Here is a 25233-nt window from a genome sequence, read left to right on the forward strand (position 1 = left end):
ATCAACAAAGTCATCGGCTCTCCCCAAATCAGAGAAAGCCCCTACTGAATCCAGCACATCCAAAGACGCAATACTTATATGCGATTCCCCTGCCCACAAGGGGGAGGGGTTGGGGAGGGGAAGCCGCAGGATGAAAGGCTGACCTCACCGATCTCCATTGCATCAAGGCGCCATCCCAAAGACCGGCTGCGGCTTCTGGCGCACGAGCGGCGGGAATGCCAGCGCGATCGCCGCAGCCCCGAGTCCAACCATCGCCGATCCGATGAACAGCCAGGAATAATTGGCAAAGGTATCGAAGATCCAGCCGCCGATAAGGGGGCCGAAGGCCATGCCGAGGCTGGAGAGCATCGTCGCCGCGCCGAGCACCGTGCCGATGATGCGCTGGCCGAAATATTCCCGCGCCAGCACGGCATAGAGCGGCATCACGCCGCCATAGGCGCTGCCGAAGACGATGGCGAGCGCATAGAATTCCGTCAACTCGCTGACCAGGAGATAGGTCGCGAGTGCGCCCGCCTGCACCAACAGGCCGGCGACCAGCACCGGTTTCACCCCGATCCGGTCGGCCAGGCTGCCATAGAGCAGCCGGCCGCCGAGGCCCGCCAGACCCTCGACGCTGTAGATGCTGACGGCGGCCATCGGCGCGACGCCACAGATCGTCGCATAGTTGACCATGTGGAAGATCGGGCCGGAATGAGCCGCACAGCAGGCAAAGAAGGTCAGGCCGAGCACGATGAATTGCGGCGACCGGAAGACTTTCGACAGCTGTGGCCGGGCGCCCTCCGCGGCAAACTCGGTGCCGGCATCGGCGGTCTCGGCAGACGCGCGCTGCCTGACCAAGAGGGCGGCCGGCACCAGCAGCACCCAAGTTGCAATGCCGATGATCAGCATCGCCGGCCGCCATTCATAGGCCGAGATCAGCCAGCGCGCGAAAGGCGAGATCGTCATCGGCGCCACTCCCATGCCGGCCGAAACCAGCGAAACGGCAAGTCCACGGTTTTCGTCGAACCAGGCGGTCGTCGCCGCGATCATCGGCGCAAAGAAGGTACTGGCGGCAAGGCCAACGAGGATGCCGTAGGTCAGCTGGAACTGTAACAGCGTCTCGGCGCGGCTCGCGAGAACCAGCGCCAGGCCGAGCAGCACGGAGCCAATCAGCACGACGACGCGCGGGCCAAATCGGTCGCTGGCCGCCCCCCAGAGGAAACCACCGAAGCCCATGACGATGAAATTCAGCGTCATCGCGCTGGCGATGCCGACATGCGACCAGCCGGTGGCGGTGGCGATCGGTTCCTGGAAAATCGCCAGCGAGAACATTGCACCGATTGCCACGCACGACATCAATGCGCCCAAGGCGACAATGACCCAACGATAGGAAACACCCATGGCTTCATAACCTCCCTGTCGACAGAAGTGATCGCGACGCCTGCGGCTCCTCTGCCGCAATCCGCGCCTCGCGATCATAAGACGTTCGAACCGCGGCGATTTCGACAGCGCCCTTCCATCTTTTTTCGCCGGGCAGTCCTACAGAGTCCGAAACATCACCAATGCGTCGACATAACCCTCAGTGGGATGAAGGAAGACGCCGGGGAGACGGCCGACGATGTCGAAGCCGAGCGATTGCCAGAGCTCGACGGCGCGGCGGTTGCTGCTGACGACGAAATTGAACTGCATGGCGCGGAAGCCCCTGGCGCGGGCATGATCCAGCGAATGTTTGTGCATCCGGCGGGCGACGCCGCGGCCGCTTGCTGCGGGATCGGTCATGTAGCCGCAATTGCAGACATGCCGGCCGCCGCCGGCCTGATTGGCCTTGATGTAATAGGTGCCGAGAATGACGCCATCCTCTTCGGCGACGAAGGTCTCGCGGTCCGGCCCCATCCAATAGGCGAGCGCATCGACTTGCGAGAGATCGCGGTCGAGCGCATAGGTCTCGCCGGCGCGGATCGTCGGGCCGATGATCCTCCAGATGGTATCTCGATCGTCGTTTTCCGCGGGTCGGATCAGCATGCCCGATTTCTACAGAAGCCGGGCACCGGGCGCAACGCTCTCAGACCCGTTCGAGCGCGATCGCAATGCCCTGCCCGACGCCGATGCACATGGTCGACAGCGAATATTTCCCGCCGGTCTCCCGGAGCTCGAGCGCCGCCGTGCCGGTGATCCGGGCGCCCGACATGCCAAGCGGATGACCGAGCGCGATCGCGCCGCCATTGCGGTTCACCCGCTGATCGTCGTCGGCAATGCCGAGCGCGCGCAGCACCGCCAGCCCCTGGCTGGCGAAGGCCTCGTTGAGTTCGATCACGTCGAACTGTTCCTGGCTCATGCCGAGCCGGGTCATCAGCTTGCGCGAGGCCGGGATCGGCCCGACGCCCATCACGCGTGGCGGAACGGCGGCGGAGGCGCCGCCGAGGATACGGGCGATCGGCGTCAGACCGTATTTTCGCGCCGCCGCTTCCGAAGCGATAACCAGCGCCGCCGCCCCGTCATTGACGCCGGAGGCATTGCCGGCGGTCACCGTGCCGCCTTCCCTCTTGAAAGGGGTCGCGAGTTTCGCCAGCGTCTCGATTGTCGTCGCCCGCGGATGCTCGTCCTTGTCGACGATGACGGGATCGCCCTTGCGCTGCGGGATTGTGACCGCGACAATCTCTTTCGCAAGCCGTCCGCTTGCCTGGGCGGCCGCCGCCTTCGCCTGGCTGCGCACCGCAAAGGCATCCTGGTCGGCGCGGCTGACCTGATAATCCTCGGCGACGTTCTCGCCGGTCTCCGGCATGGAATCGACGCCATACTGCTTCTTCATCACAGGATTGACGAAGCGCCAGCCGATCGTCGTGTCGTGGATTTCGGCGGCCCGCGAAAAGGCCGTCTCGGCCTTCGGCATGACGAAGGGCGCGCGCGACATGCTTTCGACGCCGCCTGCGATCATCAACTCGGCCTCGCCGGCGCGGATGGCACGCGCCGCCGTGATCACCGCATCCATGCCGGAGCCGCAGAGCCGGTTGATCGTCGTACCCGGGACAGCGATCGGCAGGCCGGCCAAGAGCGCCGACATGCGCGCCACATTGCGGTTGTCTTCGCCTGCCTGGTTGGCGCAGCCAAAGATCACATCGTCAACGGCCTCCCAGTCGACGCCGCTGTTGCGCTGCATCAGCGCCTTCAGCGGGATGGCGCCGAGATCATCGGCCCGCACCGGGGCGAGCGAGCCGGCGAAGCGGCCGATCGGCGTCCTGATATAGTCGCAGATAAAGGCTTCGGTCATGGCTTTTCCTCAGAGTTTTGGGACGACGAGGTCAGCAACCGGCCCGTCGACATGCAGCGGCGCGCCGGTCATCGCCTGCAATTCCTCGAGCGACATGGCGGCCAGCTTCTCCCGCAGGACGAAGCGTCCGTCGACGATGTCGATGACGGCATGGCTGGTATAGACGCGGGTGATGCAGGCGACACCGGTCAGCGGGAAGGTGCATTTTTCCACCAGCTTCGGCTCGCCCGTCTTGGTGACATGCTCGGTGATGACGCAGACCTGCTTGGCGCCGTGCACCAGGTCCATGGCGCCGCCGACGGCCGGCACGCCCTTGCTGCCGACCCGCCAGTTGGCGAGATCGCCGCTTTGGGCGACCTGGTAGGCGCCGAGGATCGCGACATCGAGATGGCCGCCGCGCACCATGGCGAAGCTGTCGGCGTGATGGAAGAAGGCAGCCCCCGGCTTCAGTGTCACCGCCTTCTTGCCGGCATTGATCAGATCCCAATCCTCCTCGCCTTCGGCCGGCGGCTCGCCGAAATTCAGGATGCCGTTTTCGGTGTGAAAAATCGCTTCACGGCCGGGCGGCTGATAGCGGGCGACCATTTCGGGAAAGCCGATGCCGAGATTCACATAGGCGCCGTCGGCGATGTCCTGGGCGGCGCGCCAGGCGATCTGCGCATTGGTAAGCTTGATGTCTTCTCTGGTATCGACGGTCATACGTAGGCCACTCCGGCTCGAATGAGCTCTTCTTCCTGCTGCGGATGGGGAACGGCAACGACGCGGTCGACGAAGATGCCGGGGGTCACCACATGCTCGGGATCGATGCCGCCGGCCGGCACGATCGAGGAGACCTGGACGATGGTCTTCGCCGCCGCCATGCACATCAGCGGATTGAAGTTGCGGCCGGCCTTGTTGTAGGTGAGGTTGCCATTGATATCGCCGATCTGTGCTTTGACGATGGAGAAATCGGCCTTCAGCCAGCGTTCCTGCACGTAATGGCGGCCGTCGAATTCGGCGATGACCTTGCCCTCGGCGAGTTCCGTGCCATAACCCGTCGGCGTGTAGAAGGCCGGAATGCCGGCCCCGCCGGCGCGGATGCGCTCGGCCAACGTTCCCTGCGGCACCAGTTCGAGTTCGATTTCGCCGGCGAGATATTTATCCGTGAAAGCGCGCGGATCCGACGAGCGCGGAAACGAGCAGATCATCTTCCTGACCATGCCGGCATCGATCATCGCCGCGATGCCGATGCGGCCGTTGCCGGCATTGTTGTTGATCACGGTGAGGTTCTTGCTGCCCTTGTCGATCAAGGCATGAATGAGCTCGATCGGCGCGCCCGAACCGCCGAAACCACCGATCATCACGGTCGCGCCGTCGCCGATCTCGGAGACGGCCTCCGCCGTGCTCCCGACTGTCTTATCCATGCGGATTTCTCCTTGGGTAGATCCGGCCAGACACCTGCCTGTCCCGTCCTCTTGCTCAGAGATAAAGCGCAGCAGGGGCATTCTGCAAGATAATTTGTGCGTTATTTGACATTTGTTCATATATCGCACATAACGCCAGGCTCGATGGAGATTGGAACACATGCGCGAATCAGATTTCGTCAGCGGCTTTGCCCGCGGCCTGAAAGTCATCGAAGCCTTCGGCGAGACGCGGCAGCGGCTGTCGATCGCCGAGGCTTCGAAGCTGACGGAGCTCGACCGCGCCACGGTGCGCCGCTCGCTGCTGACGCTCGCCGAGCTCGGCTACGCCGATTATGACGGCAAATTCTTCACGCTGACGCCGAAAATCCTGCGGCTCGGCCATGCCTATCTCTCAGCGACGCCGCTGCCGGCGCTGTTGCAGCCGCATCTCGATCATCTCTCGGAAAAGGCCGGCCAGAGCGCCTCGGCCTCGGTGCTCGACGGCACCGACATCGTCTATATCGCGCGGGCCTCACAGCGCCGCGTCATGTCGATCAATCTCACCCCCGGCAGCCGCCTGCCCGCCTATTGCGCCTCGATGGGCCGCGTGCTGCTTGCGGCGCTCCCCGAAAGCGAGGCACGCGCCATCCTCGCCCGCAGCGAGCTGAAGCAAAATACTCCGAGCACCAAGACCGATCCGGACGAGCTGATCGCCGAATTCCGCCACGTGCGCGTCGAGGGTTATGCCATCATCGACCAGGAGCTGGAGATCGGCCTCTGCTCGATCGCCGTGCCTGTTGAAAACGACCGCGGCGAAACCGTCGCGGCGATCAATATCGGCGCCCCGGCCGCCCTCGTCCCGGCCGCAGAGATGAAGGCGCGCTATCTGCCATTGCTGAAGGAAACCCAGGCCGCCTTGCGACCGCTGCTGCGCCGGTGACGCCATGCACGGGAAAGGGGCGGCCCCGGTCAGCGCCAAGGCCGTCCGCAAGTGTCAATGCGTCAGGTCGAGCGAGGCGGTCAGGTCGCCCATCGGCGGCTGGCCGTTGTTGCGTAGCGCCTCGTCGCGGGCGACGATGCCGGCCAAAACAGGCAGATCGTAGCGGGCGGTGATCAGGCGGATGATCGAGGTCGTGTCGTACTGGGTGTGATCGACGCTGCCGCCCTTGGCGAAGGGCGAGATGATGAAGGCCGGGATACGGTTGCCCGGGCCCCAGCGATCGGCCTTCGGCGGCGCGACGTGATCCCAGAAGCCGCCATTCTCGTCATAGGTGACGATGACGAGCATATGGCCCCATTGCGGGCTCTTCTCGAGGTGCGAGACGATATCGGCAAGATGCTGGTCGCCGCTTGCAACATCGGCATAACCGCCATGTTCGTTGAGGTTGCCCTGCGGCTTGTAGAAGGAAACCGCCGGCAGCTTGCCTGCGTCGATATCTCCAAGGAAGGCTTCGCCGGCGAGGCCGCCATCCCTGAGATGTTCGGCGCGCGCCGGCGTGCCGGGCGCGAAATTGGCGAAATAGTTGAAGGGCTGGTGGTGGAACTGGAAGTTCGGCACCGGCGTCGCATTCTTGCCGTCCAGCGCCGCCTGCCAGGCACCGCTGTACCACGCCCAGCTGACGCCTTTTAGCGACAGCAGGTCGCCGATGGTCACCGCATGCTGCGGCGGCAGCGTCGTCGCCGCGGCAGGGTCGGCCAGGGCCGGATCGCCATCCTTGGCCGGCGGATTGGCGCTTGGCTGATAGGGCGGCTGCATGGTGTTGACGGCGTAGAAATCGGGCGTCAGCGTGCCGTCGGAAACGAATTTCGGGGCGCCTTCCAGCGCCGATTTCGGGGCGTTCTCCGCCACGGTCAAGGAAGTGCCGTCAGCATCGACCTTGGCGATCACCGGCTTGGCCGGGCTCTTGTCGGCATCCGGGTAATAGGGCGCACAGGCGCAGACCAGCGCGAAGTGATTGAGGAAAGAGCCGCCGAAGGCGCCTTGGAAGAAGTTGTCGGCAAGGACGTATTTCTTCGCCACCTGCCACATCGGCAGGATGGAGCCGTCATAATGGCCCATGACCAGGCTGCCGGAATCGGCCCAGGCGACGAACTTGTCGTTCTTGCCGCCGTCGATCTGCATCTGCTCCTGGTAAAAGCGGTGCCAGAGATCGCGGGTGATGACCGACGGCGCCTGCGCAAAACCCTCGGGATCGTCGATCGCGAAGCTGGCATTGGCAAGATGGGCCGACTGCGCCTCGGTGATGGCAGGCGTGACACCCTTGGCGGTCAGGCCGCCCCAGGCCGGCGGCAGTTCTGCGAGCGGCTGGCCATTGCGGTCGAGCTGGCGCGCCTGCTCGGCGCTGACATTGGAAAGACCATCGGCGCCGGGAAAGCCGCCGTAGAGATTATCGAAGCTGCGGTTTTCGGCATAGATGACGACGATGTTGTCGATCTTGTCGTAACCGGCGGGCGCGGCATCGGCTGCCGTCACTATCGCGAGCGGCACCATCGCCGATCCGGCGAGACAGAGGGCGTTGAGGAGTTTCAGTCTTTTCACGGGATAACCTCATGGCTGGGAGCGTTGGCTAGAGGGAGCGGGAAACGCTCGGGGGCGCACCGACGCTATTCCCGCCATCTATCAACTTTGTGACGTCTGGCTTGCCGTGAGGTCGCAGCAGAAGGCCGTCATCAAATTGTTGCAGCGAGGTTCGATCATGATGGGTGGCAGTCCCAAGCTATTGGAATCCTTATCATGACGACGAAAATCACCTGGCTGACGCGCTCCAGTCTGGCGGCCGGAATCGGTGCGGCGGCGCTCTGTCTGGTCATTCTGCCCCTGCGGCAAAGCAGCGCGGCGGTCGCCCTCGGCGTGCATCCCGGCCCGATGTCGCGCGCCGAGGCCTTCGCTCGGGCCGAAACGCTGACCACGCTCGGCCGCAAGATATTCTCAGATCCGTCGCTATCGGCCTCGGGGCTGCAGGCCTGCGCCTCCTGCCATGATCCCCTCCACGCCTTCGGCCCGGCCTCGGCCAAACCGGTCGAGATGGGCGGCAAGCATATGCACCAGCCGGGCCTGCGCGCCGTGCCGACGCTGCGTTATCTGCAGGCGGTGCCGTCCTTCAGCGAGCATTATTATGATTCCGAGGACGAGGGCGACGAAAGCGTCGACAACGGCCCGACCGGCGGTCTGACCTGGGACGGCCGGGTCGACCACGGCGCCGACCAGGCGAAGATCCCGCTGCTCTCGCCCTTCGAAATGGGCAACAAGGATGCGGCCGAAGTCGCGGCCAAGCTGCGCAAGGCGCCCTATGCCGACGCCATCAAGGCGGCCTTCGGCGAAACGGTATTCGACAATCCTGAAGATACCTTCGACGCCGCCGCCGAGGCGCTCGCCACCTTCGAGCAGAGCGGCTCGGACTTCTATCCCTATTCCAGCCGCTACGACGCCTTTCTCGCCGGCAAGGCGACGCTGAGCGCACAGGAATTGCACGGCCGCCAGCTGTTCGAGGATCCCGCAAAGGGCAACTGTTCGAGCTGCCATCTGAGCGAACCCGCCAATGACGGCGAGCCGCCGCAATTTTCCGATTTCGGTTTCCTCGGCCTTGCCGCCCCGCGCAACATGGCGATCCCGGCCAACAGCGACCCCAACTATCACGATCTCGGCCTCTGCGGCCCTCAGCGTACCGACCTTGCCGGACACAGCGAATATTGTGGCCTGTTCCGCACGCCGACGCTACGCAATGTCGCGCTGAAGAAGAGTTTCTTCCACAACGGCTATTTCCACACGCTGCGCGACGTCGTCTCCTTCTATGCCAGCCGCGACAGCGATCCCGGCCGCTGGTATCCGAAAAATGCCGACGGCACGATCCGCAGGTATGACGACCTACCGCAGGCCTATTGGGACAACCTCAACCAGGACCCGCCCTTCGGCCGGAAACCGGGCGACGCACCGGCGCTGACCGACCCCGATATCGACGACATCGTCGCCTTTCTGGGGACGCTGACGGATGCAGATCTGCAACCGGAGGCGAGCGCAGCAGTCATAAACTCACGATGAATCTCAACGGATCCTAGTGCAACGGGTGTGCCTTGCGTTTTTCTCGATAGCGCGATAACCGGCCCTCAAAATTCTTCAGGTAGTCGAAGGTGAAGCTATCCTCGCCCGGCGTGTCCTCCGCAATTTTCTCGATGACCTCGCCGTCTCTTATGCGTCGTGCAATTTCCAGCCCTCTCGCACCGCGCTTGAGGTCGAAGGCCCGCCAGGGTTTGGACTTTCTGGCGCCCGCCCCCGACAAAACCAATTTGGAAAAATGGTCGAATCTTTTGTCGTTCGTGTAGGCTGCCCAATTTATTGTTTCAATTCGAACGTGGATGTCGAAATCGTATAGGCCGCTTGCCAAGCGAACAGCAACGACGTCATCATAAAGATTCGAAATTAAAACGTATTGGACGAATATCCGTCGGCAATAGCCGAGGGGGTCATCGGCAAGCTCGATTGCGGCATCCCTCACGACCTCGTTTTTGGGCACCGATTCACCGAGATAGTAAGCGCCCTTCAATCGTTCCTCAGTAATTGGAGAAATCAAGAACCCAACAAGGAAGTCCAAATCTTGGCCATCCTGCCACCTTCTGAACAAGTGTAGGTGAGCATCAAATTTTAAGTCCTCGTCGGCGATCTTTTCATCCTTTATCAAGTCAAGCAACGATGCCGTTGAATGGGATGAGAGACCATACCTGTCTTGATTTTTGGCCCCAGGTTCCGCCATTTGTGTTGTTCTCGCTTTCGTTGTGTCTATCATCATTCCCACCTTTTTTATCTTGATTCCTTTTCTTCTCTTCGTTTTTTCGATCTTGAAGCTCCGCCTCTCAGGCTCGCCGAAACGATCAACGGTCTTTACAAGGCCGAGGTCATCCACCGGCGAGGGCCGTGGCGTAACTTCGAAGCCGTGGAGTCGCCACGCTCGAATGGGTCGACTGGTTCAACAAACATCGCCTTCTGGAGCCTATCGGAAACATTCCGCCAGTCGAGGCCGAGGAACGAAACTACGCCATGCTGGACGCACCAGCATGGGCCGCTTAACTTAAACCAAACGGTCTCCGGCAAAGCCGGGGCGGTTCAACCATTCTTAAAACCCATTACCACTTACGCAACGAAGCAGCGTCCAGCGGTTATCTTTATCAACTCCGTGCAAGATGGAAGCTTCGAATTTCCGCCGGTTGCTTAAACCTCGCCATCTGGCGTAATCACACGGCCGAGGCGCTGATCGCCACGGATGAAAATTCGGTCGCAGGTCACCTTCCCTGAACCGCAGACCATGTTGAATGAAACCAATGAACCTTATTCCTGAGCGTCAAATTCGAGCCGTCTACGACGAACAGACAATTCGCGTATACCAGGCCTATAGCGACCAGATCGCCGATGCTGCCCTGCGTCACGGCACATTCGTTTCACCGCCCTTCAAGATGGAGCGCATGACCTGGATCAAGCCGTCATTCCTATGGATGATGTATCGCGCGGGATGGGGCCTGAAGGATGCCGGACAGGCCCGCATTTTGGCGATCGATATTTCGCGGGAGGGCTTTGAATGGGCCTTGAGGCATAGCTGCCCGAGCCACCCCGATGAATCGATGAGCAAGGACGAATGGCTGCGCTTCAAAGAGGCGACACCTGTGCGCGTCCAGTGGGATCCCGAGAGGGACTTGCAGCTTCAGCCACAAACGCATCGCGCCGTTCAAATTGGCTTGGGTGAGCAGGCAGTGGCGCTCTATGTTGGGCAATGGATCAAACACATTACCGACATCACCTCGGAGGCCCGCGACATTCATGCGCTTGTTCTCCAAGGGAAGTTGGACGTGGCGCAAAGCAAGCTACCCCTGGAGCGGCCCTATTCTCTCGAAGACATCTCGCTTAAGTAAATCAAGGATAGCCGCGTCAAGGTCAATGGAAGTGACGTCCGTCAAGCTCATGCCGGCATTCCTAGACCGAATTCGTTTGCCACTTTATCCCCCTGCAGATCAGGTCCCGCACCTCCGCGATCGACCGAAGCATCCCGTGATCGTTGTCGATCAGCGTCTCGGCTGTCGCCGGCATTAGCTTGATCGCCAAATCCGCTGCCGCCGAGTTGCTGTATTCAAGCTGCGCATAGACCGGTTCAGCGACGAGTCGCGCTATTCTTGCTCGTTCAAGGTCGGAGAACTCACCTTCAAGGTCGCGGTCTATGCCGACCGCAAACCATCCCCAATCACCTTCCACGACAAGGCGTCCGGGTGATTGCAGATCCGTTGATCCTATGTCTCCATAGGCTTCAGCAATGCGGCTGAGATCGGGCTCGGCCGTGAACATCATAACTACGGATTTCATGGTTTCACCACCTCGATGAGAAGTCCTGCTCCGCCCCATCGCCAAACCACGCGTTTAAGTCATCAATCTCGCGACGCTGGGTTGGGATCATCGCCGATGGCAAGCCGGCCGAGGTAGGGCTGCGTGGCACGCGGGTTATTTTACTTCCAGTCGACATCGACTCATGATCCCAACAATCGCCTCCGCGACGAGTATGAGTTGATCAGGTCCGCGGTGTCGTCCTCACCTTTCTCGCGCGCAATATCGGCGGCCGTTGCACCAGTGCGATCGGTCTTTGTCATATCCGCATGGTTCTCCAACAATAGCTTTGCAACTTCCGTGTTTCCCCAGGCCGCCGCGCACATCAGCGGGGTCACCCCATCGACGGTCTCGGCGTTCACGTCCGCGCCAAGGGATAGTAGATAGTTTGCGACGGCTGCTTCGCCATTCGCAGATGCCTCGTGCAACGCCGTCATTTCACCGCGACCAGTCGCGTGTACCGATGCACCGTTCCGCACCAGCGTCTCAACCGCTGCAAGCAAACCTTCAGCCGCCGAGACCATGAGCGGTGTTCGACCATGTAGGCCGACTTCGTTCAAGTCGAGTTCCCGGGACTCGATTTCCAGCTGAGCTTGTGAAGCGCCGGCCACGATTCGTTCAATGAAATGCTCAATCTTCGACTGGTCGTTCATGGGACTATGTTAAAGTTGCTGAGTTGAATTTGGTTCGGTAGTCCCTGATAGGATCGGTGTTTCAGGTGCCACATCGGGTACCCCCCGGCAACCGACCGCTTCAAAAATGGAATTTTCTCGGCAATGTGATCGAGCAGATCGTGATAACGAGCAGATTTAGCGAACCCAAATCCTTGCGATCTTTCATTAGGCGGAAGGTGTTGGACGCCGCCAAAATTTTTGGAAAGACGACAAGGTCATTTTTTCCATTGTGTCAAGCGCTACATGGAGTCGCCACCATAACCGTAGCGGAATTGCATTTCTTCGCTCTTCACTCGCTTTTCGATGAGCATCAGAAATCCCTCCGCGCTGGGTGTAGGCAAATGCCTGAGCCTGAGCACGAGCCGAATGTTGTCCGGGGTCGTGCCCGGATGCCTGAGCCGGAACGCCTCGCTTCCTGCAACACCTATGCAGGCGTCTATCTTTTGCCCTAGGAAATCCATATGAAAAGTTATGATCTCTTCGTCTGACCATCCATGGAACGACAGAGCCTGATCGGCCGTCCATGGCAATGTATCGTTGACGATCATCCGCACGTGATTGTTCGGATAGGGCACTTCCAAAACTAGATCGGCAATGCCCTCAAAGGTAGCGTGGTCGACGTCTGACATGATGGGATCGCGTTGCTAGGCGTCAAATGCCGCTGATCAGCAAATAAGGATGCTGTTGGATCACTGACCATACGCGTTCCTCGAACCGGTCAAGGAATGTCAGCAGGGCTTTCCGATGGAATTTATGTTTGCGCGGCATCAAACCGGCGTACAGAACGTACTTGCCGACTATCGCACTCCAGGGCACATTCCCCCTCACGTCACGACGGAGTTCGTCAAGGCGAGCGAGAATATTTAGCCAAGTATCTCGCCCTATCCATGTGGTGCCCCAGTGACGATAGGCGTTCGACCAATCCGGGAAGGAACGGGCTACCGACCCCTCAATGAACAAGAAAGCTTCTTCTCGTATGTTGAATACGGCCGGGTTTAAGCGATCATAGCTGAATTGACCGAGAAAGTCGTGATCGCAAGGAATGAAATCAAAGGTGAGCCCGCCTCGCGGCCCATCTACAAAGCTATAGTCGATTGACATAAGAAAAGCGGGCACCGCGTGCCGCATCTGTGACGATCACCCGCAATAACAGCAAGGCGGTCCGATATCAACTCTTGCATCAAGCCCGCAGCAAGGGCCCGACACCTATCTTTATCCCTTCGGACGCTTGGATCATATTCCACGGTAATAGTTCCTCGATCTGGCTCTGCCTCTGGCGATGGCGGTGAGCGTTACGGTCAGATAAGCAAGGGGATCGATAGAGTTGAGCTTGCAGGTCTCGACGAGCGAAGCGATGGTCGCCCAATTCTCCGCTCCGGCATCGCAACCGGCAAGGCATCCGCCATGGCAAATAGCGAGGGCTGGTCTTTGCCGAAACTGCGGTCTTTGGCGGCGCGCACGACAAGGTCGACATTGGCAGGCCTTCGGGTGAAGGCTTCGTAGATATCGCTTTCGCGGTCGGCAATGACGGTGATGTGGCGCGCGGCTGCGCAAACCTTTGCCGCATGATCGGCACCCTCCAGCCAGCGATAGCTCTCCTTCTCCTCGATCGGACGCGCGCGCTGGGTGCCGCGCTTACCCTGGTCGCGGCTTAGAAACTGTCCATGGATCGCCCCGACGATCGCGCCATCGTCGGCGTCGACCCCGATCATCGCATGCAGATAAAGGCCATGATCCGCCACCACCCGTACCTTCCAGTACAGCTCTTACGCCAGCACCAGGTACGGCAGCCGCGGCGCCGCATTCAAGGACAGAGCCGCCACTCAAGGCCGCATCCATCACCAACCGTCCTCGGCTGCGCACGAGATCGGCGAAGCTCGAACGCCAATTTCGATCCAGGAAGGCAGTGGAATGTCCAGGCCGAAATAATCGTCCACATAGGCAAGACCAGCCGCTTCGAGGCGCCCCATGATTGCCCGGTAGGCTTCTTCCCCGAACAAAGGTCCGAACGTCAGGAGATCCCCGTTTTCCGCAATGAGATCGATGCCCTGCATCACTTCGACAAGGACTTGGCGGGAAAGCTTCTTTTCAATCAGAGCGGCTTTTCTTATTATCAACCCGCATTCACTTGTCGCAGCAATGTAAGCCATTTCAACATCCCCAGGCCATTACACCTTCTAGCATATGCAACTATCGATCGTTAAGCCTTCGAATTTCTGCTTCGCTATACATGCCTTCGTATTCCCATGAGAAATATCTTCGAAGATTTACTATGCAGCCGTACCAGGTATCAGCCTCGCAATTGGCAATTATTGAGAGAATATTCTCCTTGAATTTGCCGTAGCTATATGTATCCATCAAGATAATATTAGCATTTCCCCTCAGAGTGTTCTTCAGCTCCTCCGTAACAACTATACATTGAAAGGTATCTGCCGCCGCGGAGCCAACTGGTCCAATGTCTAGCGATAGTTGAAATTTCACCCTGGCGGGATCCGGAGCTTCATAACCCTGCTCCTTGAGAAGATCGATTTCCCAGAATGGATCAGGCAAATCGGCCGAGGTAAGGCTGCGTGGCACAAGGGTTATTTTACGTCCAGTCGGCATTGACATTCCATTCCTTGCAAAGCCACCCTCACGCTCTCAGCGGCAACTATTCCGTCCAAGCGAGGAAACTTTCAACCATTTCATTGAGGTTCATTGGCCCGCCGAATGCCTCAAAGGCTTGATCATTTCTGCGAGCAACAAACCAGTCATGCTGCGATCGTTCAACTCGGATCTCCGGAAACTCCTTGTCCTGAAGGCCCGTTCCCGCGAGATCGGCTTTCATCGACCAACCAGGATTGTCGATGGTATCGATTTTGATTCCATGGTCCTCATGCCATTCGCCCACGCATTGGCGCTCGAACCAGGCGCACAGCCTTGAAATAGAATCCATAGTGATCTGCCTTCCGATCTGTCAGGGTGCTATCCGTCGTCGTCAGCTGTTGAGCCGGTGCTGAGGTTCGTCCGATCATTCCGGACGCCCTTCGCTCTAGCCGTCCCTTTTGCGTGTTGCCACACCGCCTCAAACTCTTCTCTCGATATCACCTCCGGTTCAAACTCGGGATCGGCCGCGATGACCTCCAATAAAGGCCAAGGTTCGTACCCCAGTTCGATGCTGCCCGAACTCTCATCACAATCGGCAAAGTCTGTCGTGCCGTCGGCGTAGGCCTCGACCTTTCGGACCTCCCACATATCAGGATCCAATTCGCTGTAGAGAAGCACGGGCCTGTCCGGCAGCGAATGCAGCCATTTGACCTTCATATATTTCATTGCCCGTGCGCCCTTCCGCTGACGATAATCCTGCCTATAAGATCGAGTGAGCTTCAGCAAAACCTATCCGCTACGTGAACCTCCCCGCCCGCATCCACAGCTGCTTTAATGCGTTTTGCTGGATAATGGCATTTTGATCTTTGCTTAGCGCAAGCAAGACGGTCTGCGCTCGAGGCCCGGCAACCGCGCCGAGCGCCCAAATAGCTTTGACGGCAAGCGCTCGGGCGTCGTCAAACTCCAGATAACTCGGGACCCAATGAGTGACCTTGTAAAGGGCCTCGACGGCTTCCGGTGCTTTCAGATCGGCCAGAGCAGAGACAACATCCTCATGCTTGAAATGCCAGCCCTCCTGTAGCAACTGCAAAAGCAGGCCCATACTCTCCTTGGTAAAGCCGAAGCTGAAGCCAACGATCAATACGCATTCCACGTCATCTGCAATCTTCGATTCGATCGCCTCGGCTAAGAGTTCCTTTGCTAGAACCTTCCCGTCTCCCCCGTCCCGAAATCGCCCGAGGAACGCCTGTTTCGAAATCGCTTCCCTGGCGAATTTGGTGTAAGGCAGCGCAACGAGCTCCATGATCAGTTCACGCTCATCTTCTGTCATTTCGCCACCCCACGACTTATCTCAAGGTGGCGAATTACTTTTTCCAGATATTCATGAACGTTAACGCTTCTGTTGAGTCCCGATTTGATGTTTACATTTTCATATTGCGCGAGATTACCCCGCATATCAGATGGACTTATGCCGATCTTTGATGCGACAAAGACATATTCAGCTGCTCTTGCCGCGCCATGCGACCAATCCCATGGCATCCAATCGGGGTTGCCGATCAGTAAATCGCAATACTCCTCTATCGTGCTGACCGATCCTGCTTTTTCGCCGATGAATCTCTGGATATCGGATTGGGTTTTGTCGAGCACCAGCAGCAGGTCGTGGTTGTAGTCGCTCAGCCGTAACGAGCTGCGCACCCCCCATGAATAATATTGCCCGAGTTGGCATCGCACATTGAATGGCCTATTCGCCTGAATTTCGGATCCGAAAAACGCTCCACTATAAAGCTTCAAACACTCTTCAGAAAATTTCAGGGCATCAGAGTTTCGCAGACCGAAATCGCATGCGAAGTTGTTGATCGGCTTGCCGAACAGGTTCCATTCAACAAGCGTCTGGATCTCACCGTCACCCTTCCGACCGTAGAGGAGATCGCTGATTTTCATGAAATCAATGTCGGCCATTGTTTTATCCAACTCAGATTTGACCTTCCTGAGTGGCATTTCAGCATCCTGAATCATCTGGAAATCTCTTCGAATGACATGCTGGCTGTGGTCACAAGGGCGCGAAGAACGGCGCTCGTAAAATCCTAATATCTCATCCCCGAAATTGCCGCTCACTTTTGACCTGGGCCTCACACAGAACGCTAAATCCATTCGGCTATTTCAACTCGCTATGCAACGTCGTCATCTTTTGTTCCAGTGCGATAGCCACGCGCCTGCTCTCACCGATCTCGAGTCGACGATCGGCCCTACTTCAAGAGTAGACAATTCGAAGAAATGCCCGGTGCGAGGCCCTTGATGTATCACAATTTCTGATATACATCATTTCTCCGGGAATTCTTGGGGGGATGATGGAACGTTCATTTTTGACGATCGCCGCCGGCGAAAATAATGAGGCGATCCGGGCGCTTTCGGCGCCTGCGCGGGTCGAGATGCTGAAGCTGCTCTGCGCCAAAGGGCCGATGAATATCAATGATATCGCCCAGGCGCTTTCCCTGCCGCAATCGACTGTCGCGACCGGCATCCAGATCCTGGAAGAGGCCGGCCTCGTCGAATCCCGGCTGGCGAAGGCGCGGAAGGGGAACCAGAAGATCTGCTCGGCGGTCTATAGCGAAATCCTGATCAGCTTCGAGGAGAGCGCCGCCCAGCGGGCCAATAATATCATCGAAGTCGAGATGCCGGTGGGGCTCTATACCAGTTGCGATGTGCATGCGCCGTGCGGCCTCTGCTCCAGCGAAAGCGTCATCGGTCCTCTCGATGTGCCCGATTATTTCCTTGATCCGCAGCGCATGCAGGCCGGGCTCGTCTGGTTCGGCCGGGGTTATGTCGAATATAAATTCCCCAACAATGCCAAGGTGTTGAACAAGGATATCCGCGCCATCGAATTTTCCTTGGAATTGTCGTCGGAAGTGCCCGGCACCAATGCGGACTGGCCCTCCGACATCACGCTCTGGGTCAACGGCATGGCGATCGGCACCTGGACCTCGCCCGGCGATTACGGCGACAAGCGCGGCGCCTTCACACCGGCCTGGTGGAAGCTCGAGGGCTCGCAATATGGGATGATGAAGACCTGGCGCATCTCGACGCGCGGCACCTTCATCGATGGCCTCGCTGCATCGAATGTCACGCTCGGCGATCTGGCGCTCGGCCAGCACTCCTCCATCCGGTTGCGGGTCGGCATCGCCGAAAATGCCGGTCATACCGGCGGCGTCAATATTTTCGGCCGCGGCTTCGGCAATCACGGGCGCGACATCATCATGCGGCTGCATGTGTGACAAATCAATATCGGAAATATTGATTTAAAAATGGCGCTGCTTTCCGGATTTCACCGTCATTAAATCAATATAACATATTGTAATACAACGATTTTTTATAAAATTCAAATTAGTATGATAAAAGATTCGGGTTGGTTGACAGAACGACATTCCTGATATCAAGTTAGAGGCAAGAAAACAAAATTCCTGATACATAAACGGGAGGATCCGTTGAAGACGAATGTCGTTGCCCACCGCGATTTCCGCATCGCGACCATTGACGCCAGGCTCTACAGCTCATTTCTCGAGCATCTCGGCAGAGCGATCTACGGCGGCATCTACGAGCCCGGACATCCGACAGCCGACGAGGACGGTTTCCGCCGTGACGTGCTCGATCTCGTCCGGGATCTCGACACGCCCTATTGCCGCTATCCCGGCGGCAATTTCGTCTCGGCCTATAATTGGGAAGATGGCGTCGGCCCCCGTTCGGAGCGCCCTGTTCGTCTCGACCTTGCCTGGCGCACCCGCGAAGCCAATCAGATCGGCGTCAACGAATTTGTCGACTGGTGCAAGAAGGCCAATACCAAGCCGATGCTTGCGGTCAATCTGGGGTCGCGCGGCCTGGATGCGGCCCGCAATTTCCTCGAATATTGCAACCATCCCGGCGGCACTTATTATTCCGATCTGCGCCGCAAACACGGCTGGGCCAATCCGCACGATGTCAAACTGTGGTGCCTCGGCAATGAGATGGATGGCCCCTGGCAGGTCGGCCACAAGTCGGCCTATGAATATGGCCGGCTGGCGGACGAAACGGCCAAGGCCATGCGCGGCTTCGACAAGTCGCTGGAGCTCGTGGTCTGCGGCTCGTCCAATTCCGACATGAAGACCTATCCGGATTGGGAGGCTCAGGTCCTTGAGCAGTGCTACGACAGCGCCGACCATATCTCGCTGCATATGTATTTTGCCAACCGCGAGAAGAATACGCTGAACTATCTCGCCCGCGCGACGAAGCTGGACCGCTACATCACCACGATCGGCGGTGTGATCGACTACATCAAGGCGAAAAAGCGCTCGAAGAAGACGATCGGCATTTCCTTCGACGAATGGAACGTCTGGTACCATTCCAACCAGCAGGACAAGGAAATCCTGGCGCGTGACGAATGGCCGGATGCGCCGCATCTGCTCGAGGACGTCTATAATTTCGAGGACGTGCTGCAGGTCGGCGGTATCCTGAACACCTTCATCCGCCGCTCCGACCGGGTGCGCATCGCCTGCATCGCCCAGCTCGTCAACGTCATTGCCCCGATTATGACCGACGATGGCGGAGCCGCCTGGCGCCAGACGATTTATTATCCCTTCTACTACGCCTCCCGCTATGGCCGCGGCGCAGCGCTGCAGCTCGTCGTCGATGGCCCGACCTATGACAGCGACGAGGAGAACGACGTTCCCTATCTCGACGTCTCGGCGGTCCATTCCGAAGACGGCAGGAGCCTGACCTTCTTTGCCGTCAACCGCCATCCGCAGGCAGCACTCGATCTCGATGTGCGGCTGGAAGGCTTCGGATCCGCGCGGGTGATCGAACAGGTGGAGATGACCCACAGCGATCTCGAAGCCGTCAACACGGCTCAGCGGCAAGACACGGTCGCGCCGGTCAATGTCGAGAGCGCGAAGATCGAGGATGGACGGTTGCGGGCGGCGCTGAAGCCGCTGTCCTACAACGTCATCCGGCTGTCGGTGTGACAGCCGCTGCCGGCTAAGGCCGATTGGCCCCGGCTTAAGAGACTCGGCTCGACTGCGAGGAGGCAGGCGGGCCGGAGGGATGGTTCGCGAGAGCCCTGGACCTGACGTCCCGAGCCTTTGCAAACCGACAACCGCGACGTGCCCATGCGTGCCCTTGCGGCCGCCGTATCGTCGCTTTCTAGGGAGGAGTTCATGCAACAGTGGAAGAGGCTCGCATTTGGCGTCGCGCTGGCCGCACTCGGCCTGACGGCGGCGGCCAAGGCCGATGACTATACCTCCTTGCCGCGCAAGGAGACGCTCATCGTCGAAAATCCGGAAGGGACGATCAAAAATCCCGGCTGGTTCAACATCTGGGTCAATGGCGGCGGCGGGGTTTCCACCGGTCTGCAGCAGCTGACCATGGATACGCTCTGGTATATCGACCCCGAACAGGGGCTTGGCGGCGCGGCCTGGGACAATTCGCTCGCCGCCGACAAGCCGCAATATAATGCCGACTTCACCGAGATGACCGTGAAACTGCGCAAGGGGCTCTTCTGGAGCGACGGCGTCGAATTCACGGCCGACGACGTGGTCTATACCGTCAAGACGCAGATGGATCATCCCGGCATGATCTGGAGCGCTGCCTTCACGGTGCAGGTAGCAAGTGTCGAGGCGACCGATCCCCAGACCGTGGTGTTCAAGCTGAAGAAGCCGAATTCGCGCTTCCACGCCATCTTCACCGTGCGCTGGAACGGCGCCTGGATCATGCCGAAGCATGTATTCGAAAAGGTGGAGGATCCGCTTCGCTATGATTTCGCCAATCCCGTCTCGCTCGGCGCCTATAAGCTGAAGGCCTATGACCCGCAGGGCAAATGGTATACCTGGGAGAAGCGCGACGACTGGCAGCGGACCTCGCTTGCCCGCTTCGGCGAGCCGGCTCCGAAATATGTCACCTATACCGATCCGGGCCCGCCGGATAAGCGGACGATCGCCCAGCTCGAGCATAATCTCGATATCATTCACGACAACACGCCGGAGGGCATGTTCACCCTCAAGGAGAAGTCGAAGACCATCGACACCTGGTTCCCGGGCTTCCCCTTCGCCCACCCGGACCCGACGCTGCCGGCCCTGATCTTCAACACCCAGGATGCGCCGTTCGACAATGCCGATGTGCGCTGGGCGCTTGCCCTCCTGATCGACATCAAGGCCGTCGACATGGCGAGCTACCGCGGGGCAGCGACGCTCTCTGCGCTCGGCGTGCCGCCGACGGCAAGCGCCATGAAAGACTATCAGGCGCCGATGCAGGATTGGCTCAAGGATTTCGAGGTCGATACCGGCAAACGCAAGATCAAGCCCTATGATCCGACGGTCGGCCAGCAGATCGCCGACCTCCTGCGCAAGCAGCCGAAATTCAAGGACCAGATTCCGACTGACCCGCAGGCGATCAGCGACGCCTTCGGCTATGGTTGGTGGAAGCCGGATCCGAAAGCAGCTGCCGAACTGCTGGAAAAGGCTGGCTTCAAGAAGAGTGGCGGCAAGTGGATGACCCCGGATGGCCAGCCGTTCCGGATCCGGATGACGGTGGAAGGCGACACGCGCTCCGTCTTCACCCGCGCCGGCACGCTGATTGCCCAGCAATGGGCCGCCTTCGGCATCGACGCCAAGGCGGTGCCCACCGAGAAACTGTGGCAGGTGGCGCTGCAGCCCGGCGATTTCCAGGTGGCGATCGCCTGGAGCGTCGAAACCTGGGGCGGCGATCCCGACCTCTCCTTCTTCCTCGACAGCTGGCACTCGCAGTTCGTGGCCAAGAAGGGTGATAATCAGCCGCCGCGCAACTGGCAGCGCTGGTCCAATCCGGAGCTCAACAAGATCATCGAGAGCATCCGCGGCATCAGCGCCGACGATCCGAAGGGCATCGAGCTCGGCAAGGATTATCTGAAGCTCGTCGCCCGCGAAATGCCGTCGATCCCGCTGATGTCCTATAACGTCTTCACCTCGATGGATACGACCTATTGGACCGGCTATCCGACGATCAAGGACCCCTATACCGACCCGGTGCCGAACTGGGCGAATTCCCGGCTGATGATGGTCAAGCTGAAGCCGGCTCAACCGAAATAATCCTCCCAACGCCGGCGCTTTAGCCACGCGCCGGCCCCTTATCGGCGGGCTCCGCCCGCCGATCCTTTCCCGTCGATGCCGTCCAATCGATCAAAGGAAAACCAGAGAGGAACCACTGCCTTATGACGCCCTATCTGATCTTTGTGCTGAAGCGGTTCGGTCAGTTTCTGCTTGTCGTCTTTCTTGGCGTCAGCATCACCTTCTTCGTCACCCACCTGACCCCGATCGATCCGGTCGAAGAAAGCATAGGCGCCATCACCCAGATGGGGCAGTCCGATCCGAATGCGATCGAACTGATGCGCCAGTCGCTGCGCGAGCTTTACGGCATGGAGGGCTCGATCTGGCAGCAATATGTGCATTTCTGGCTGCGGCTTGCGACCGGCGATCTCGGCCCCTCGCTGTCGGCCTTTCCGACGCCCGTTTCCACGATCATTCTGCGGTCCCTGCCCTGGACGATCGGGCTGATGACGGTCTCCACGCTGATCACCTTCGTGCTCGGAAACGCGCTCGGCGCGCTCGCCGGCTATTACCGGAAGAACATGGTGCTGAAGGCCGTCAGCCTCGTCTGCATCGCCCTGCTTCCCATTCCCTATTATATCCTGGCCTTCGTGCTGCTCATCGTCTTCGGCTATCTCTGGCCGGTGCTGCCGATCAATGGCGGCTATGAGATGAACGCCAATCTGGATCTCTCCTTTGCGCTGGTGCTCGATATTCTCGAACATTCGATCCTGCCGGCCCTGTCGCTGATCCTGGTGGGCGCCGGCAGCTGGCTGATCGGCATGCGCGCGCTGGTGTCCAACATCATCACCGATGACTACGTCGTCTTCGCCGAGCTCGGCGGCGTACCGAAGCGGAAAATTCTCCGTTCCTATATCGCCCGCAATGCCATGGTGCCGCAATTCACCGGGCTTGCCATGTCGCTCGGGGCGATCTTCAACGGCACCGTCATCACCGAAATCGTCTTCGGCTATCCCGGCATCGGCAACCTGCTGATTTCGGCGGTGCATGCCGGCGACTACAGCCTGGTGCTCGGCCTCAGCGCCTTGTCGATCGTCGGCGTCGCCGCCGCCGTCTTCATCATCGACATTCTGAGCCCGCTGATCGACCCGCGCATCAAGGTGGAATAGGCCATGTTTACCATCGTCCGCGACCTCGCCCGCCAGAACCTGGAATTTCTCTGCGGCCTGCTGTTGTTTGCCGTCATCGTCGGGTTCATCATCCTCTCCTATTTTTCGCCCTACGCCCCGACGGACATCTATCTGCTGCCGCCCGACATGCCGCCCGACGGCGATTATTGGCTCGGCACGACATCGCGCGGCCAGGACGTTTTCTGGCAGCTGACGACTGCCCTCCGCAATACCTTGTATTTCGGCATCGGCGTCGCTTTTCTCTCGCGCATCATCTCGCTGGTCGTCGGCCTGGTCGCCGGTTATGCCGGCGGCGCGGTCGACCGGGTGCTGATGGCGATCAACGACAGCGTCATGGTCATCCCGCAATTTCCGCTGCTGATCCTTTTCTATTTCGTGCTGAAGGACAGCATGACCTGGACGGTGCTGATCGTCATCATGGCCTCGCTCGGCTGGTCCTACGATGCGCGCCTGATCCGCTCGGTGGCGATCGGCCTGAAGACCAGGCCGTTTACCACCCAGAGTGTCTATTCCGGCATGAGCATGCGCAAGATCCTGGTCGAGGAGCACCTGCCCTATGTGCTGCCGATCGTCTTTGCCACCACCATGAACAACATGATCTGGTCGATCGGCATGGAGATCACCCTGTCGGTGCTCGGGTTCACCGATATCGAGACGCCGACCATGGGCATGATGATCTACTGGGCCAATGCGCATTCGGCGCTGATATCGGGAATATGGTGGTGGGTGGCCGCGCCCGTCGCCGTCATCGTCATTCTCTTCCTGGCGCTCTTCCTGCTGTCGATGTCGATGAACGAATACAATGATCCGCGCAGCCGGCTGAACCGGATGGGAAGTTAGCATGGACCCTTTGGTCGAAATCGAGAATCTGAAAGCCTATTACCGCGCCTTCCTTTTTGGCGTCGATCGCGAAGTGCGCGCCGTCGACGATATCAGCCTGACGATCGGCCGCGGCGAGGTCTATGGCGTCGCCGGTGAATCGAGCAGCGGCAAGACGACCCTGATCAAAACCATCGCCGGCGCCATCCGGCCGCCGCTGAGGGTCGTGTCGGGGAGCGTGAAATTCCATTTCAACGGCGGCACCCAGGATATTTACGCGATGAAGCCGGAAGAGCGCATGGCGCTGCGCTGGAAGCATCTGTCCTATATCATGCAGGGCTCGATGAATGTGCTCAATCCGGTGCGCCGGATCCGCCATTCCTTCACCGATTTCGCCTTCCGCCACATGAAGGTCAGCAAATCGGTCTTCTTCGAAAAGGTCGCCGCCCATCTGCAGCGGCTGAAGCTCGATCCGCATCTGCTCGATGCCTATCCCCACGAACTGTCCGGCGGCATGCGCCAGCGCATGACCATTGCGCTTGCCACCATCCTGACGCCTGAGTTCATCATCGCCGACGAGCCGACGACCGCGCTCGACGTGATCGTCCAGCGCGACGTGCTGTCGATGATCCGCGAAATCCAGCGCGAGATGGGCTCGTCCTTTCTGTTCGTCACCCATGATATGGGCGTTCATGCCACAGTCTCCGACCGCATCGGCATCGTCTATGCCGGGCGCCTCGTCGAGGAGGCACCGACCGCCAAACTCTTCAGCAAGCCGCTCCACCCCTATACACAGCATCTGGTCGGCAGCCTGCCGAAGATCGGCGATGCGACGACGCGGCCGTCACTGGAGGGACGTCCGCCGAACCTTGCCATGCCGCCGGAAGGCTGCCGCTTTCACCCGCGCTGTCCCAAACGGATGGCGATCTGCTCGCAGAAGGTGCCGCCGCTCGTCACCGTCGAGCCTGAGCGGCGCGTCGCCTGTTTTGCCGTTACGGGAGATCAGCTTTGAACGCTCTGCTTCACCTCTCGCATGTCACGAAAGTCTATCGCCAGGGCGGCATGCTCGGCCGGCGCCTGATCACCGCGGTCAAGGATGTCAGCTTCGAAGTCGGGGCGGAACCGGAGATCCTGTCGATCGTCGGCGAATCCGGCTCGGGCAAATCGACGATCGCCGCGATGATCCTCGGGCAGACCGAACCGACGGAAGGGCAGCTCGAGTTCTCCGGCAGGGCCGTGCACATCCACAGCCGATCCGAACGCAAGGCCTTCATGAAGGAGGTGCAGCCGGTCCTGCAGAACCCGTTCGAAGCCTTCAATCCGCTGAAGCGGGTCGACCGTTACCTGTTCGAAACCGCCCGCAATCTGTCGGGCCCGGGAAAGCGCATAGACCGGAAAGAAGCCGAGCGCATGGCCGATGCAGCGTTGGTGCATGTCGGCCTGACGCTCGAAGAAGTAAAAGGCCGCTTCCCCCACGAACTGTCCGGCGGCCAGCTGCAGCGCGTCGCCATCGCCCGCGCGCTCATCCCGCAGCCCCGCCTGCTGGTCGCCGACGAACCGGTCTCGATGGTCGACGCCTCGCTGCGCATGGCGATCGTCAACCTCTTCGGCCGGCTGAAGAGCGAACTTGGCCTCTCGATCATCTACATCACCCATGATCTGGCCACCGCCTATTACGTCAGCGACAACATCATCATCATGCGCAAGGGCGAGATCGTCGAGCGGGGCCCGGCCCGACCCGTGCTGGACAATCCGCAGCATCCCTATTCGCGGGCGCTGAAGGATGCGGTGCTGGCGGCGGAGTTTGGTGAGGTGGTGTAGGCGGCGTAGACGACATCGGCTTTGCTTGGATGCCATGCGTCGGGCTGCAACGCCGGCCGCGTCCAGCTCGATCGCAACCGAGAGCGCTCTCCGCAGCGGCTGAAAGT

28 protein-coding genes and 2 pseudogenes are annotated in these 25233 nt (G+C 59.6%); 11 read left to right on the plus strand and 19 right to left on the minus strand.

Annotated elements, in window-relative coordinates; translation table 11 throughout:
- Positions 1–162: 162 nt before the first annotated feature.
- The 5 genes from BBJ66_RS17665 to BBJ66_RS17685 form a co-directional block, all read right to left on the minus strand.
- Positions 163–1380: an MFS transporter gene (locus BBJ66_RS17665; protein WP_071088591.1), complete on the minus strand. Its 1218-nt coding sequence runs from the start codon at positions 1378–1380 to the stop codon at positions 163–165.
- Between the two features lie 138 nt (positions 1381–1518).
- Positions 1519–2001, minus strand: a complete 483-nt coding sequence (locus tag BBJ66_RS17670) for a GNAT family N-acetyltransferase (RefSeq protein WP_071088594.1) — start codon at positions 1999–2001, stop codon at positions 1519–1521.
- Between the two features lie 40 nt (positions 2002–2041).
- The gene (gene pcaF, locus BBJ66_RS17675) at positions 2042–3247 is read right to left on the minus strand and encodes a 3-oxoadipyl-CoA thiolase (protein ID WP_071088596.1); all 1206 of its coding nucleotides are present in this window, start codon (positions 3245–3247) and stop codon (positions 2042–2044) included.
- 9 nt (positions 3248–3256) lie between these two features.
- Positions 3257–3946 carry a CoA transferase subunit B gene (locus BBJ66_RS17680; RefSeq protein WP_071088598.1) on the minus strand — a complete coding sequence of 230 codons (690 nt, stop codon included), beginning with the start codon at positions 3944–3946 and terminating at the stop codon, positions 3257–3259.
- Entirely contained in the window at positions 3943–4650 is a 708-nt protein-coding gene (locus tag BBJ66_RS17685; RefSeq protein ID WP_071088600.1) for a 3-oxoacid CoA-transferase subunit A, read from the minus strand. The genes BBJ66_RS17680 and BBJ66_RS17685 overlap by 4 nt, the downstream gene beginning before the upstream one ends.
- A 160-nt stretch (positions 4651–4810) precedes the next feature.
- Here BBJ66_RS17685 and BBJ66_RS17690 point away from each other — a divergent pair, with 160 nt between their 5' ends.
- Positions 4811–5569 carry an IclR family transcriptional regulator gene (locus BBJ66_RS17690; RefSeq protein WP_071088602.1) on the plus strand — a complete coding sequence of 253 codons (759 nt, stop codon included), beginning with the start codon at positions 4811–4813 and terminating at the stop codon, positions 5567–5569.
- Positions 5570–5623: 54 nt separating this feature from the next.
- Here BBJ66_RS17690 and BBJ66_RS17695 read toward each other — a convergent pair whose 3' ends face one another.
- Positions 5624–7168 (minus strand): acid phosphatase, encoded by a 1545-nt coding sequence (locus BBJ66_RS17695; RefSeq protein WP_071088604.1) that lies wholly within the window; start codon positions 7166–7168, stop codon positions 5624–5626.
- 195 nt (positions 7169–7363) lie between these two features.
- On the opposite strand from BBJ66_RS17695, the gene BBJ66_RS17700 reads away from it, so the two are divergent.
- Complete coding sequence (locus BBJ66_RS17700) at positions 7364–8668, plus strand: cytochrome-c peroxidase (protein ID WP_071088606.1); 1305 nt, start codon at positions 7364–7366, stop codon at positions 8666–8668.
- 13 nt (positions 8669–8681) lie between these two features.
- Here BBJ66_RS17700 and BBJ66_RS34995 read toward each other — a convergent pair whose 3' ends face one another.
- Positions 8682–9527 carry a hypothetical protein gene (locus BBJ66_RS34995; RefSeq protein WP_190238089.1) on the minus strand — a complete coding sequence of 282 codons (846 nt, stop codon included), beginning with the start codon at positions 9525–9527 and terminating at the stop codon, positions 8682–8684.
- Here BBJ66_RS34995 and BBJ66_RS33265 point away from each other — a divergent pair.
- Together BBJ66_RS33265 and BBJ66_RS17710 are read left to right on the plus strand one after the other, a co-directional pair.
- A pseudogene (locus BBJ66_RS33265) lies at positions 9483–9691 on the plus strand (IS3 family transposase); the annotation flags it as partial. The gene BBJ66_RS34995 and the pseudogene BBJ66_RS33265 sit on opposite strands and share 45 nt — an antisense overlap.
- A 251-nt stretch (positions 9692–9942) precedes the next feature.
- Positions 9943–10527: a DUF4291 domain-containing protein gene (locus tag BBJ66_RS17710; protein ID WP_071088608.1), complete on the plus strand. Its 585-nt coding sequence runs from the start codon at positions 9943–9945 to the stop codon at positions 10525–10527.
- Positions 10528–10588: 61 nt separating this feature from the next.
- On the opposite strand, the gene BBJ66_RS17715 is transcribed toward BBJ66_RS17710, so the two are convergent.
- From BBJ66_RS17715 to BBJ66_RS17765, 12 genes and pseudogenes are all read right to left on the minus strand, one after another.
- Complete coding sequence (locus tag BBJ66_RS17715; RefSeq protein ID WP_128146182.1) at positions 10589–10972, minus strand: hypothetical protein; 384 nt, start codon at positions 10970–10972, stop codon at positions 10589–10591.
- 161 nt (positions 10973–11133) lie between these two features.
- Positions 11134–11643 carry an ankyrin repeat domain-containing protein gene (locus BBJ66_RS17720; protein WP_071088612.1) on the minus strand — a complete coding sequence of 170 codons (510 nt, stop codon included), beginning with the start codon at positions 11641–11643 and terminating at the stop codon, positions 11134–11136.
- Between the two features lie 260 nt (positions 11644–11903).
- Entirely contained in the window at positions 11904–12293 is a 390-nt protein-coding gene (locus BBJ66_RS17725) for a hypothetical protein (RefSeq protein WP_071088614.1), read from the minus strand.
- A gap of 22 nt (positions 12294–12315) precedes the next feature.
- Complete coding sequence (locus BBJ66_RS17730) at positions 12316–12792, minus strand: hypothetical protein (RefSeq protein ID WP_071088615.1); 477 nt, start codon at positions 12790–12792, stop codon at positions 12316–12318.
- A 52-nt stretch (positions 12793–12844) separates the two neighbouring features.
- A pseudogene (locus BBJ66_RS33270) lies at positions 12845–13056 on the minus strand (transposase domain-containing protein); the annotation flags it as partial.
- The gene (locus BBJ66_RS35000) at positions 12963–13409 is read right to left on the minus strand and encodes a hypothetical protein (protein WP_071088617.1); all 447 of its coding nucleotides are present in this window, start codon (positions 13407–13409) and stop codon (positions 12963–12965) included. The gene BBJ66_RS35000 and the pseudogene BBJ66_RS33270, both read right to left, overlap by 94 nt.
- Before the next feature lie 93 nt (positions 13410–13502).
- Positions 13503–13814, minus strand: a complete 312-nt coding sequence (locus tag BBJ66_RS17740; RefSeq protein ID WP_071088619.1) for a hypothetical protein — start codon at positions 13812–13814, stop codon at positions 13503–13505.
- 40 nt (positions 13815–13854) lie between these two features.
- On the minus strand, positions 13855–14268 hold the full coding sequence (locus BBJ66_RS17745) for an Imm8 family immunity protein (RefSeq protein WP_071088621.1): 414 nt from the start codon (positions 14266–14268) through the stop codon (positions 13855–13857).
- 46 nt (positions 14269–14314) lie between these two features.
- Positions 14315–14599 carry an immunity 53 family protein gene (locus BBJ66_RS17750; protein WP_071088623.1) on the minus strand — a complete coding sequence of 95 codons (285 nt, stop codon included), beginning with the start codon at positions 14597–14599 and terminating at the stop codon, positions 14315–14317.
- Positions 14600–14628: 29 nt separating this feature from the next.
- Positions 14629–14976, minus strand: a complete 348-nt coding sequence (locus BBJ66_RS17755) for a DUF6881 domain-containing protein (RefSeq protein WP_071088625.1) — start codon at positions 14974–14976, stop codon at positions 14629–14631.
- Positions 14977–15046: 70 nt separating this feature from the next.
- The gene (locus BBJ66_RS17760; protein WP_071088626.1) at positions 15047–15580 is read right to left on the minus strand and encodes a HEAT repeat domain-containing protein; all 534 of its coding nucleotides are present in this window, start codon (positions 15578–15580) and stop codon (positions 15047–15049) included.
- Positions 15577–16266, minus strand: a complete 690-nt coding sequence (locus BBJ66_RS17765) for a hypothetical protein (protein ID WP_128146181.1) — start codon at positions 16264–16266, stop codon at positions 15577–15579. Before BBJ66_RS17765 ends, BBJ66_RS17760 begins: the two co-directional genes overlap by 4 nt.
- Before the next feature lie 332 nt (positions 16267–16598).
- On the opposite strand from BBJ66_RS17765, the gene BBJ66_RS17770 reads away from it, so the two are divergent.
- The 7 genes from BBJ66_RS17770 (at position 16599) to BBJ66_RS17800 (ending at position 25126) form a co-directional block, all read left to right on the plus strand.
- Positions 16599–17522 carry an ArsR/SmtB family transcription factor gene (locus BBJ66_RS17770; protein WP_049733024.1) on the plus strand — a complete coding sequence of 308 codons (924 nt, stop codon included), beginning with the start codon at positions 16599–16601 and terminating at the stop codon, positions 17520–17522.
- A 210-nt stretch (positions 17523–17732) separates the two neighbouring features.
- Entirely contained in the window at positions 17733–19241 is a 1509-nt protein-coding gene (gene arfA, locus BBJ66_RS17775; RefSeq protein WP_071088629.1) for an arabinosylfuranosidase ArfA, read from the plus strand.
- A gap of 192 nt (positions 19242–19433) precedes the next feature.
- Positions 19434–21338, plus strand: coding sequence for an ABC transporter substrate-binding protein (locus BBJ66_RS17780; RefSeq protein ID WP_071088631.1), 1905 nt, complete (start codon positions 19434–19436; stop codon positions 21336–21338).
- Positions 21339–21460: 122 nt separating this feature from the next.
- A complete protein-coding gene (locus BBJ66_RS17785) occupies positions 21461–22465 on the plus strand; it encodes an ABC transporter permease (RefSeq protein WP_049732974.1) in 1005 nt (334 codons plus the stop codon).
- 3 nt (positions 22466–22468) lie between these two features.
- On the plus strand, positions 22469–23326 hold the full coding sequence (locus BBJ66_RS17790) for an ABC transporter permease (protein WP_049732975.1): 858 nt from the start codon (positions 22469–22471) through the stop codon (positions 23324–23326).
- A 1-nt stretch (position 23327) separates the two neighbouring features.
- A complete protein-coding gene (locus BBJ66_RS17795) occupies positions 23328–24317 on the plus strand; it encodes an ABC transporter ATP-binding protein (protein ID WP_049732976.1) in 990 nt (329 codons plus the stop codon).
- On the plus strand, positions 24314–25126 hold the full coding sequence (locus tag BBJ66_RS17800; RefSeq protein WP_071088633.1) for an ABC transporter ATP-binding protein: 813 nt from the start codon (positions 24314–24316) through the stop codon (positions 25124–25126). The genes BBJ66_RS17795 and BBJ66_RS17800 overlap by 4 nt, the downstream gene beginning before the upstream one ends.
- Positions 25127–25233: the final 107 nt, after the last annotated feature.

Origin of the sequence: Rhizobium sp. RSm-3 (assembly GCF_001854685.1) — a bacterium.
GTDB lineage: Bacteria > Pseudomonadota > Alphaproteobacteria > Rhizobiales > Rhizobiaceae > Rhizobium > Rhizobium ecuadorense.